The 11845-nt window shown below is 47.6% G+C and carries 12 protein-coding genes; all 12 read right to left on the bottom strand.

Annotation, left to right across the window (positions count from 1 at the left end; all coding sequences use genetic code 11):
* The coding region (locus J4G07_20735; protein MCE2416413.1) for a site-specific DNA-methyltransferase at positions 1 to 628 on the bottom strand (628 nt) is incomplete at its 3' end.
* Positions 586 to 2361: a hypothetical protein gene (locus J4G07_20740; GenBank protein MCE2416414.1), complete on the bottom strand. Its 1776-nt coding sequence runs from the start codon at positions 2359 to 2361 to the stop codon at positions 586 to 588. The genes J4G07_20740 and J4G07_20735, both read right to left, overlap by 43 nt.
* A 341-nt stretch (positions 2362 to 2702) precedes the next feature.
* Positions 2703 to 2921 carry a hypothetical protein gene (locus tag J4G07_20745; protein MCE2416415.1) on the bottom strand — a complete coding sequence of 73 codons (219 nt, stop codon included), beginning with the start codon at positions 2919 to 2921 and terminating at the stop codon, positions 2703 to 2705.
* 154 nt (positions 2922 to 3075) lie between these two features.
* Positions 3076 to 3660 (bottom strand): Uma2 family endonuclease, encoded by a 585-nt coding sequence (locus J4G07_20750; protein ID MCE2416416.1) that lies wholly within the window; start codon positions 3658 to 3660, stop codon positions 3076 to 3078.
* A gap of 33 nt (positions 3661 to 3693) precedes the next feature.
* Complete coding sequence (locus tag J4G07_20755; protein MCE2416417.1) at positions 3694 to 4821, bottom strand: Fic family protein; 1128 nt, start codon at positions 4819 to 4821, stop codon at positions 3694 to 3696.
* A gap of 139 nt (positions 4822 to 4960) precedes the next feature.
* A complete protein-coding gene (locus J4G07_20760; GenBank protein MCE2416418.1) occupies positions 4961 to 5947 on the bottom strand; it encodes an AAA family ATPase in 987 nt (328 codons plus the stop codon).
* 75 nt (positions 5948 to 6022) lie between these two features.
* A complete protein-coding gene (locus J4G07_20765; GenBank protein ID MCE2416419.1) occupies positions 6023 to 7072 on the bottom strand; it encodes a Gfo/Idh/MocA family oxidoreductase in 1050 nt (349 codons plus the stop codon).
* 91 nt (positions 7073 to 7163) lie between these two features.
* Positions 7164 to 7394, bottom strand: a complete 231-nt coding sequence (locus tag J4G07_20770; protein MCE2416420.1) for a hypothetical protein — start codon at positions 7392 to 7394, stop codon at positions 7164 to 7166.
* A gap of 184 nt (positions 7395 to 7578) precedes the next feature.
* Entirely contained in the window at positions 7579 to 9033 is a 1455-nt protein-coding gene (locus J4G07_20775) for a sulfatase (GenBank protein ID MCE2416421.1), read from the bottom strand.
* A gap of 168 nt (positions 9034 to 9201) precedes the next feature.
* Positions 9202 to 9948: a phytanoyl-CoA dioxygenase family protein gene (locus J4G07_20780; GenBank protein ID MCE2416422.1), complete on the bottom strand. Its 747-nt coding sequence runs from the start codon at positions 9946 to 9948 to the stop codon at positions 9202 to 9204.
* 3 nt (positions 9949 to 9951) lie between these two features.
* Entirely contained in the window at positions 9952 to 10776 is an 825-nt protein-coding gene (locus J4G07_20785; protein MCE2416423.1) for a phytanoyl-CoA dioxygenase family protein, read from the bottom strand.
* Positions 10777 to 10984: 208 nt separating this feature from the next.
* A partial coding sequence (locus J4G07_20790; GenBank protein ID MCE2416424.1) for a Gfo/Idh/MocA family oxidoreductase occupies positions 10985 to 11845 on the bottom strand: 861 nt, incomplete at its 5' end.

The raw sequence follows: 11845 nt of genomic DNA on the forward strand, positions 1-11845 counted from the left end.
CATCATACAAACATTGACGGGTTTTGACAGAGATTCCAAGAAGATAATTGAAAGTTTCAGGTAAATCGACAGACTGTTTCTGCGTCTGCATATCTTTAACGATGTTGAGTTGATAGTTAAACGGGTTTTGAAGTTCAGCAACGTTCAAAAATGTATGGCTGTCGCGGGTTTCGTTTCCCAATAGATAACTAAGCAACTGCTCTTCAAAGAGCGAATTTTCGCGTTCGGTAAATTCAATATTGTTGAGTGCGTCTTCATAGGATTCGATGCGTTGGTATTTAATGATATAAGAGAGACGACTCTCACGAGAAACAGGTTTGGTTTCTTTCCATTTTTCGGCATAGACAGCTTTCTTTATACGCGGTTTGAGGACAGTGTCAAAATGATGTCCCATTTCAATGAGGATGTATTTACGTTTGCCGTCATCTTGGCGGTTCAGGTTGATAGTGGCATGGGCGGTGGTGCCGGAACCTCCAAAATAATCCAACACAATACCGTTTTCGCCAAGAGAAGAAACGCGGAGGCAATCTTCAACAAGATAGATGGATTTAGGAAACAAGAATTCATTTTCACCGAGCATGTCTTTTAAAAGATTAGTTCCATGTGATGTCGCTGAGTATTTTGCCATGCCTGTATCGTTATTGTTTTTTTATTTTTCCCATTTTTATCTTCATCGTCCTCATCAACTGAATACTCTATTTTTCCCCACCATGTTGTTGGCAACGTTCCTTCTTCGTTTAGAAAACGTTTAAAGCGAATTGAGATATTACCATCCGAGTATGTTTTCGCGGATACCTCAGATAATGCTAACCTTTCTTTAAGTGTTTTAACTTCAAAATTCCATGTCATTTCTTGATTATTTTCGTCAATAGGCCAAATTACTGTTTCTCCAGGAATCGGTGTTTCCATGAGGCACCATTCCTCGGACGTGGTCCTCCATTCCATTTTGGGAATTCGAATTTGGTCGTCCTTGACAAAAATTGGATAAAACAAGCGACGCCTAGCGATTCGCCGGGCATTAGGTCCACCAGATTTCCTAAGAGGTCTCCACTGGAAAAGAGATCCTTTCTCATCAATATTCCTGTAGTTCTTAAGTTGTTTTTCCGTCCATTCAAGGCGGCTAATTTGTGAAATTTCGGTCATTCCAAAGAACATGGCATATTCGTGAGCAGGAGCAAAGCCTCTTGGTCTTTTACGTCCTCCTGGGTTGGAACAGACAGCCACAATTCCAAGTTCATTCTTTTTCTCAAAAAGATTCTGGAGTAACTGCCGGAGGTTTGATCCTTCAACATCATCAATAGCGGAACAAAAAATACCATTGGTTTTCAATAGCTTTTGTGAAACTTCAACCCTATCAACCATCAGCGAGAGCCAAGAAGAGTCCTTGTAATCATTCTTATACAGGATCGCAGATGCATTAGTATTATAGGGCGGATCAATGTAGATAGTTTTTATAGATTCAAGATATTTTTCTCCCAACAAATTTAAGGCTTGAAAATTTTCACTATGAATGAGGATTCCATCCGTTTCATTATCCAGATTGTCAAAATGTGACAGGAGACGGTCTTTGAAGTCCAGTGTGAAGTGGCAGGTATCCAAAACAAGGTTTGGGTTTTCTTTAAGAAAATCAACGGAGAGCGGTTCGGTGTAGTCGGTGCTGATGAGATTGTTATCTATTTCATGGATGGCGAATAGGTCTTTCCACTCTTCAAGTTGCGCGGTGTTCTGTATGATTTCAGGATAAAATTCTTCTGGGACACGGTCAAGTGTGAGGCAGTAGTCAGTAGAGAGAACAAACTTCTTTTTAAGCCAGAGGCGTTTCTGAAATTCTTCGATGTGTGACAAAAATTCAATTATTTGGGAGGCGATTTTGTGAACGAGTTTTGCTGTTTCAATCCAATTTACTTTCGTTAAATTTTCCTCTTGAAAATTAGCGTCTGCGAAAATGAGGGAGGACAACGGTATCACTTTGTTTTTGATATAGACATCAAGTTCTCGGTTGAGAAATTGCTTAAGGTCTTTATGAATAAAGAAATCTGCTGTGTTATGGCGAGTGTAGGTTCGGAGGCGTTTCTTGAGGATTGTTACATCATCTATTTGCTTTCTAAGTGCAGCGAGGACTTTGTAAGCGTTATCCGCGTTGGAAATCGCTCCAGCAGCGGCGATGATTTCTGATTCGGCAATATCAATAATTCTGTCCTGTTGCCTTTGTCCACTGTAGCGTTTCTTTTCAGAGTCGGTGAGGGATCGGTATTCAAACGGAATACAGATCTCATTGGTTTCTGGTTTATAGTTTGTCTCAGCAGATAATGGAATAAAGAAACGTTTCGTTCCTTTGACGTTATCCTTTTCAATATCCACATTGCGTAGGTCAAAAGTAACAGTAATGCCTTGGGATTTGAATCTATAGGTGGAGAAGTGCTCACCGCTTTTGACGTAGTACTGGTCGCGGTTTGCCCAGTGGAGGTAGACCTCTTCGCCGTTGTACGGAACGGCGTAGCGTTCGGTTTGGGAATAGCGTCTGCGAGGGATGAAATCACCACTATCGTAGTAACGAGAGAAAAAGGTGTAGAGGTGATTGAAAACGGCATCTGCGCGTTGGTCTTGGGATCGCGGCGTACCGTGTTGTTCTCTTGCTTCAAGATTTCGTTAATCAAATTTCCATCAGCATCTAATACAGTGTCCCCCAGGGCATCACGAATTTATTGTGCTAAGTTATCAATATCTTCCCGTGCGGTTTCGATTTCCGCGTTTTCGTTAAGTGCTTCTTTAACAATAGCGGGAAGTTCCTCATCAATGAAGTTTTGAATTTGGTCGCGCCGATAATTGATGATGCGATAGATACCAAAGTCGAGGTCTGCGGCATCTGCGCGGAAGAGCTGTTGAAGGAGATTTTTCAGTTTTCGTAAGGATTCTTGCATATTTTTCCGATCTCGTTCTCTGAAAGTAGAAGTTTGGGTTGTTTTTTGAGTGTAACAAAACTGTGCTGGTAATGTCAAGAAAAATTTTTGTAGGCACAGAGGAAGGTTAGGAAATCTCACCAGTACGGAAGGGCGTGGTCTTTAGGTATTGGTGCTACTCAGGGAATGGAACGCTTTCGTATATCTCTTGTAGAGGTAATTCGCATTGGATGGAAGTAAGTGGGAGTTGCTGCTCAAGTTCTTGAAAATCAGTGAGAATCCACTGCGCTGCGTGTCGGACGTAGTGATCAACGTGGACCTGGTCTTGGGAGACGAGGATGTATTCTTGCAAGGATGTGAGTTGTCGGTAGTGTGCGAATTTGTCGCCTCTGTCATAAGCCCCTGTTGAGGGGGAAAGCACCTCTACGATAACAATCGGATCGAGGAGTGTGTCAAAAACATCGTCTTGAAAGCGAGGTTCTTCGCAGACGACACTGACATCAGGATAAAAATAAGAATTTACTGACGGAATACTCACACGCATCTCATTAACGAATGCAAGGCATCCACTGCCTCTCAGGCGAGTGCGGAATTCACCGGAGATATTGTAAGTAATTAGATTGTGCGCGAAACTTGCTCCAGACATAGCAATTATTTCACCGTTCATGTATTCACTTCTGACTGTATCAGCGTCAGGGATCGCCTTGCGTTCTAAAGTGATGTATTCTTCCGGTGTGAAATATGCCTGGGATGTCCTCATCGTCATAATTTCCTCATTTTTGTCTGGGATTCCCTAACTTCTAAAGAGATTCACATATTTTTCCAATACAAAGAGGCGGTTACGAGAGTCCTCTGAAGTTTCCTTCAGTACACCAAGTTCTGTCAATGATTTTAGCAGACGATTCGCGCTTGAAAAACTTATGCCGAGTTCTTTTTCAACTGATCTTACATTAACAATCGGCGTAGCGTACATAAAACGCAACAGTTTTTGCGCGTTTTTCGCTCGAGAGCCGAGAGTTAATATGTTGGTCTCATATTCTCGCTGAAGTTCGAGAATCCCTTTGAATGTCTTAATCCCATCTTGGGTGGTTTCAACGATTCCGTTTAAAAAAAATGTAATCCACTGCTCTAAATCATTTGATTTGCGGACCATAGAAAGCGAATCATAGTATGAGTTCCTGTGCTTCTCAAAAAACGTGGACATGTAAAGGAAAGGTTTGCTCAGTATCTGCGCGTCGATGAGTTGCAAAACGATTAATAGTCTTCCGCACCTTCCATTGCCGTCCAGAAAAGGATGGATGGTTTCAAACTGGTAGTGTGTAATCGCAATTTTAATCAGTTCTGGAATCTGTAGTGATTGGTTGTGCCAAAATTTTTCCAAGTCGCTTAAAAGATCCGGAACCTCCTCCGCTGATGGCAGCACAAAAAATGCATCAGAAGGCGATGAACCGCCGATCCAATTCTGAGTTTTGCGAATTTCTCCAGGGGCTTTGTGTTGTCCTCGAACACCAGAGAGCAATATCTTGTGTGCCTCCTTTAGGAGTCGTATACAAAGCGGAAGTTCGGACAGTTTGGTTATCGCGAAGTTCACCGCTTCAATGTAATTCTGGACTTCCTGCCAATCATCTCGTCTCTCTGGACTAATCTCTCTTTGCGGTAAAATGGCTTCATCAAATTCAGTTTTTGTGCCTTCAATTTGGTTGGAGTATGTTGCTTCTTTCGCGATGCTCATTGGAATGGAGAGATTAACATCTGGACGAAGTTCAGCATAGGCGTTGAGTTCTCCAAGAAGTTTCGCCGCATGTTCAATCAGAAGATTTATCTGTGGGCTTTCCCAAATAAAAGAACAGTTTACAAAGGAAGGTGTAAAACTCTTATATTCTCGTTGTTGTCTGTATTCACCCGCTATGAAGTTTTTCATATTATCGTTTCCACCTATCTTTGACAATCACAATTTTCTCATTATCATTTTCGCCTATTTTTGGCAATCACAAATATTATATTCTCAGCGGCATGCAGTTGGAATCTCACCAACAATCCGAAAAGAAACACGGGGTGGGCTATGGTGTTGAAGTTATGCTATTACGAACCTCGTTGACAATGGCATCGGGTTCAATGCCTTCGCCTTGTCCCTCGAAGTTGAGAAGGATACGGTGCCGGAGCGCAGGGAGCAACACATCATCGATATCCGAAAAGGCGACGTTGTAGCGTTCATCAAGGAGGGCTTTGATTTTGGCGGTGAGGGCTACCGCTTGGACACTCCGAATCCCGGCACCGAGATGGACATAGCGTTTGACGATCTCCGGCGCGTCCTCGGCATCCGGATGCGTGCCGCGGACGAGTCGGATAATGTGGCGTTCAACATGCTCCGCGATGATGACCTGTGGCACGAGTTGACGCATCTTGTTGAGCGTCTCGGCATTCGTCACCTTGTCGATAGTAATCTCGGCTCCGGATGTGGTGCGGCGTAGGATTTCGACGATCTCATCTTCACCCGGAAAGTCGATCAGGAGTTTAAAGAGGAACCGGTCGAGTTGTGCTTCGGGGAGTGGGTAGGTGCCTTCCATTTCCAACGGGTTCTGTGTAGCGAGGACACAAAACGGTTCTTCTAACTTGTGGCTGGTGCGTCCGACGGTGACGGTGCGCTCCTGCATCGCTTCAAGGAGCGCGGATTGCGTGCGCGGTGTGGCACGGTTAATCTCGTCGGCAAGGATGAGTTGAGAGAAAATGGGTCCCTGCTGGAATTCAAACTGCCTTCTTCCGTGTTCATCCTCAACAAGGAGCGTTGTGCCTGTGATGTCGGAGGGCATCATATCCGGCGTGAATTGGATACGTTTGAAGGAGAGATCGAGTGCCTCGCTGAGGGTATAGATGAGTTGTGTTTTGCCTAAGCCGGGGATGCCTTCAAGGAGAGCGTGTCCGTTAGCAAGTAGACAGAAAAGCACGCCTTCAATAATTGCGTCTTGACCGACAATGCGTTTTTGGACTTCGGCTTTGACAGTGTAAAAGGTTTCTCGGAATTGCTGGATTTGGGTTTCTAAGTTCATGTTTTTTTAGGCGAGGTTAGAAACCTCGCCAGCAGAAATAAGCGCGCTTAGAAAGCGCGCCTATCGGGGACGATGCTACCAGTTGTCTCTGGTAACGTAGAGAGATCGATTTTCCATCGGGAGTGTGATGTGCTTGCCACCGAGCCGATGCGATTCGATCATGCCCATAAGCGTCTCTATACTCCGACGCGCGAGGTGGACGGGTCCTTTCGTCTCCCGGTCTTCGTCGAGTGCTTCGGCGATGTCGGTAATGCCCATGACGGTGCCTGTCGCTCTGGATGTCTCTGGGAACGGCACTTCTTCAAAGAAGGTCCCATCCTTTTTTCGGAATTGGATTTCTCTACTATTGTTTTGTATACGGATCTTACCGTCGGTGCCGCAAACCTCATATTCGGGTCCAGTGCCTGCGGTATTATACCCGTGGACCCCGTTGGAATACCGGATGTAACCACAGGCGATACCGGGGTCAACGTTGAGACGGTTGCCATCCCAATCGGAATCTTGGCAGATAATCGCGCCCGTTACGAAGTCAACCTCCGGGTCACCCGCGAGGAAGAGGAGCATATCGGCGGCGTGGGTTAATCCCCAGAGCGCAGAACCGGATCCGTATTGGGCAATGGAGCATAAAACATTGCCGATTTCGCCAGCATCCACGAGCTCCCGCACTTTTCGATAGATTGGCATGTAGCGACGCTGCGTGCCGTAGTTGAATTTGACACCGTGCTTTTGAACGATGTCTACCATGATGTCTGCTTCTTCCATAGAGCAGCAGAGCGGTTTTTCACAGTAGATACCCTTGACCCCATTTTCGGCGGCAAAGACAGTCATGTCGGCGTGCGGACCGGGACGCGTGGCGATACAGACGATGTCGGGTTTTTCTTTCTCAATCATCTCTTGGTAGTCTGTATAGGCGCGCTCAGCTCCGTAGCGTTGCCTGATGGTTTCGGCTTTCTCGGCAAAGACATCTGAGACTGCGACGAGGTCTGTTCGTTCACAGGCGACAGCGGCTGCTGCGTGTGAGAAGGGTTGCCAAATAAAACTATCGGCTCTGCCCTCGACTTCGTCGTCGATGGTCGCGCCCATCCGTCCGCATCCGATGAGACAGGCTTTATATGTGCGTGGCATGTTTTTCTCCTATAAAGGTAATACACCAATGGGTTAAAAATTCGAGTTCAAAACTTCTGAGCGGATTATTCATCTGTCTGTGAGCTGCACTTTAAACGTCGCGTCTAACATCGTTCCAACTTTTAAGCCTACCGGCTTTTTCATCCGCTTCAGCCTGTTCCAAGCTTTTGACGATTTCAGGATCGCTTGCCAATTCGTAAGTTGCTTCCCAGGCTTCCTTATCGTAGAAATAATTCATATAATCAATAGCGGCTCTGAGCTTTTCAGTTGGAAGTTTCTCGATTAACATCACTGCCTGCTGCTGGAGGTTTGATTTCTTCATCACGGAATTCCTTAGAGGGTTGACTTTTCCTCAGTTTGTCATGAGTTAATAAGTTATCAAAACTCCGAACCGTTGTCAAGTAAGAAGTCGGGAATCGGAGTTCCCTCCTACAGAAGAGCTAAATGTCCCTGAAGCCGTCCTTCATGAAACCGCGCCCTTGACAGCAACTGACTGCTGACTGCCATTATTCGCCGGTGTAGAGTTTCCCGAAATAGGGACGGTAGCCTGCGGGTCCAGGGTAACCATTCCAGTAGTGGGCATCAGCAGGGAAAGAGACCTCACCGCCACTCCGAAGCCATGCCATGAGGGCGGGATCGGTGCCGCGGCGTTCTATTTCATCAATAGCGGCAGCGTGCAGTTTGGCGACAACATCGGGATGTTCGTTCGCAACGTCGTCTAATTCACCGAGCCGGACGAGTCTTGAATTTTCAGGTTTCGTCCCGACCTCTAAACTCCACTCACGATCAAAGACAGTGAAGAGATTGAGATTTGGGTTCTCTGTGCTGTTCTCCCATCGCTCAATACTGCCACCTGAGAGTGCGAGTTGCCTTTCACCGGATTCCCCATTACGCGCTGGGGTTAAGATGTCGTGTCCTTCAATGCCATCGGGACGCGCTTCACCTAAAATATTGAGAATTGTTGGGAAGAAGTCTTGCGGTTGGACAATGACGTTGCTTCTCCCTGTACTTCCTTCGGGCAGTCGAATAAAGAGCGGAACATGCGCCTCCTGCTGACGGACGGGTTGCCCTTTACCAAATCTACCACGCTCACCGACATTTGTGCCGTGGTCAGCGGTAAAGATGACAGCGGTATTCTTGTCAAGCCCTGTGGATTCAAGTGCGTCGAGGAATTGTCCGAAGCAGTGGTCCATCCATGTCGTTTTCGCGGCGTATTGCGCTTTGATGTGTTGTTTCGCTTCATCCGAAAGTTTCGCATTACCCCGTGCCCCGAGGCTGCGCGGATCGACGCGTCCATCGTAATCGGGACGAGTATCGTATTTTTTCATGAACTCAAGCGGCGCGTCCCAAGGCTCGTGTGGATCGAAGCAGTCTACCCAGAGGAAGAAATTGTCTCGCTTGGCGTTGTCTTTAAGGAATTGTGCAGCGGTGTTGAAGAGTCTTGCGCAGTTCCAATCTTCAGGTTTCTTGCGGTTTCTGTTTGCGCGTGCGTAGCTGCGGAGCATCCCTGATTCAGCGGCCTTGTCATCAATAGAATCAAAGAGAGGTTGACGTGTCCAGTTATCGGGCCACACGACAGTATCAGATATCCAGTCTCTATCGACCTCCGCCCCGCGAACGAACGTCCATGCGTGGAAGGGCCAGTCAAAGTTATGCCCGCCATTGACGAGATGCGGTGTATCGTGAATGAGTTGCGTGGCGTAGCCGTTTCCTGCGAGTGTCCACGGTAGAGTTTGGCGTTCGTGACGGAGCGGTTTCCACGGGTGGATGGGCGCGCCGTATTGCCCAGTGATGACATCAGTGCGATAGGGAATCGTTGGGAAACTGGCGCAGAAAGTGTAGTCAAAAGCCAAAGCTTCCGAAGCAAATCGATCGATGTTGGGTGTTTCTATCCAGTCGTTTCCGTTTGCACCGATATAGTCGTAGCGGAGTGTATCAATAACAATATAAGCGAGATTCATTTTTTAATTATACCTTGCGGATAAGTAACGGAACTTGTAACTTAACGGTTTCCGTGTTCGAGTTGAAGAAACGCCCAAGCAAAAACTCCGCGCCGTTGTTGCGGGCTTATGGTTGTGTTTTACACGAAAACCTACTCTATTGATCACTGATCCTGATACCTAACGACTTTACCATTTTGGGATTGCGCCGAGTAAGAGTTGCTGTTGCGGTGTGCCGTCTTCTCGGAGTTTTGTGACGCGAGGCCCATCAAAAGGTTCACGCGATTTCATCCACGCGTTTTGGTAGCACATCAGGCAGACGCGTCGACGTTGTGACGAATTGTTAGCGGCACCCCGATGCCAAGTCCATCCGTCGAACATAACCGCTTGACCGGGAGAGACAAGCACCCGTTTTTCATCAGGCAATTCGACAGGCGTCGGTGGTGGACGGAAGGGTGCCCTATGGCTGCCGGGTTGGATAACCGTAGGACCGTTATCATCCGTAACCTCGTCAAGGTAATACCCGCAGTTAATTTGTGCGGGGAGACTTCCGTAAGGCGTTCCGTTCGGTGCGACGGGCCAGGGACCATCGCGATGCCAATGCTGGTCTGGCGTTCCGGGTTCGGTGATGCGTGCCGTCGCGCTGTGGAGTTGGACACAGGTGCCTAATATAGCCTCCATCCGCTTTAGAACAGGCGGGTTGTCTAACAGGAACGCGAACCGATCGTCTTCCTCAAGGAGTTCACCAATGAATTGGCTTTTGTCGTTGCGTTCGTAACTTTCATCGAGTGCCTGACGTAATGACTCAATCTGTTCTGGTGTCGCGGCGTTATCGACGACGAGGTATCCCCAATTCAGGAAAAAGTTGACCTCTTGTTGCAGTTGGTGATCCAGTTCAACGTTGAGTGTTGGCGGCACTACACTTGGGCTTGCCATCGGTTATCCCTCCTTTATCGCTTCCTGATCCGCTGTAGTCCACTCTTCCCAGCGTTCTTCGTCGGCGCGGAGGAAGCCGGAGTTACATCGGGGTTGGAGTTGCTCGTCCACACCGAGAAGTCGCATGTGTTGATGATTATTGGCGGCTTTCGCAGTCTCCAACAACTTTTGGGTATGCGGACCCGTGTGATGATCGGTGTGTTTCAGCCATGTCAGGTTATAATAAATGCTGAAGAAATAGCGTAAGTTTCCAGAGGTATTCGGTGTGCCGGAGTGGATGAGTCCGTTATGCGTGATGACGACATCGCCAGCTTTCATGTGGACCAGTGTTTCGTCGGGATGCGGGACGGCACGTTGCGAATCTTCCATGGTAATCGGCTTCCGATGCGAGCCAACAATGACACGGAGGGGTCCATATTCATGGGTCAAATCCTGCAAATAGGATATAGCATTGATGGCGTTCGGGCGATGATAAGCATCGGTAAAAGGGACGTGTGCCCAGCGATCACGGTGCCACCCAGAGACTCTACCTTCTGCCTTTTCTTTTTCAATTGAGGCAAACGCAGCAAGCGTGAGGTTGTCTAATTGCACAAAGGGACCCATCACCTTTTCTATAAATTCAAGGATTGTCGGATGCGAGACAGCGGACCACATCAGTTCGGGTGCCAATTCAAGCGTATTTCCGAACCACATTTGCCCATCGTTGGCTGCGGAGAGTTCTTGGTGCTTCTCTCGCCAACTTTGCATCTGGGGTTCGTCAAAAACCTTCTCAAAGATCGTGAAACCATTGGTTTTATAGGCTTCAAAGTGTTCATCTAATGTTGCCATTTTTTAATTTTCCCTTGCGGAGGAACAACGTGCGTTTGAACTTTGACGTGCGTTCCATCTATCCGCCTGCGTGTTTTTGCAAACGCTTACGGACGGGCGAGGGTGTTGCTCATTCCTTCGTCTGTGAGCAACACCGTTCGTCCGAAAAAATCCAATGCGAAGAAAGTGTTTCTGCGTATTGTTGCAGGCTACCGTTAACACAATTCACTTAAGAACACAATCCACTTAAGATTGCTTCGGCGAGTTCCATGGTTTTAACAGCCTCGTCAAGATTCGCGGCTGGGAACGAAACAGGCGTATCGGATTTCACACAATCCAAGAAATATCTGTTTTGCTCAACCGTGCCACCCGTGCCTGCTTCGGTGATTTCCTGTTGTGTGCCATCGCAGAAAACGGTTCCGCGGGAAACTCCCTCAAGATAAGCGGAAATGTCTCTACCGTGAATCTCATAGCGTTCAAGGCGTGCGTCCGTGGTGTAGTTGGCAATGTGTTGAGCGACACAACCGTTATCGAACAGGATGAGTGCGGCGTGGACATCTTTATAATTTGAGATGCTTCGCTGAACGACACTATGGACTTCTTGGACATCAGCTTCGGCGATGGCGCGGATCGCATCAAGCGCGTGGATGGGTGTCTCCAGAAACATATTGTCCATCAAGTGTTCTGGAAATCTGTTGCCTTGTGCCAATCGGGTGATGCTCTTGTGGAACTCACCAACGATTTGTGTCACGGGACCACGTGCGGTCACTTGGCGTTTCGCTTCGACGATGATCGGATGAAAACGACGGTTCCAGCCCACCATGCCTTTCGCACCTGTCCGTTCTGCTGCAGTTCGTAAAGCGACTGTTTCTGCGACACTCATACCCGGCGGTTTCTCCAAAAGGGTATGGACACCGCGCTCAAAACAGGGGAGTGCCGCCTCGCCGTTGAGGTGTGCGGGTGTCGCAACAAAGATAGCGTCCAAGGCTTCTTTGTCCAGCAATGCGTCAATGCTCTCGTATTTTGCTGAGACGTTGAACAAGTCCGCGGCGTTATCGCGTGCCGCTTCGATGGGATCACAGACGGCAAC

The sequence above is a fragment of the Candidatus Poribacteria bacterium genome, from assembly GCA_021295715.1.
Classification (GTDB): domain Bacteria; phylum Poribacteria; class WGA-4E; order WGA-4E; family WGA-3G; genus WGA-3G.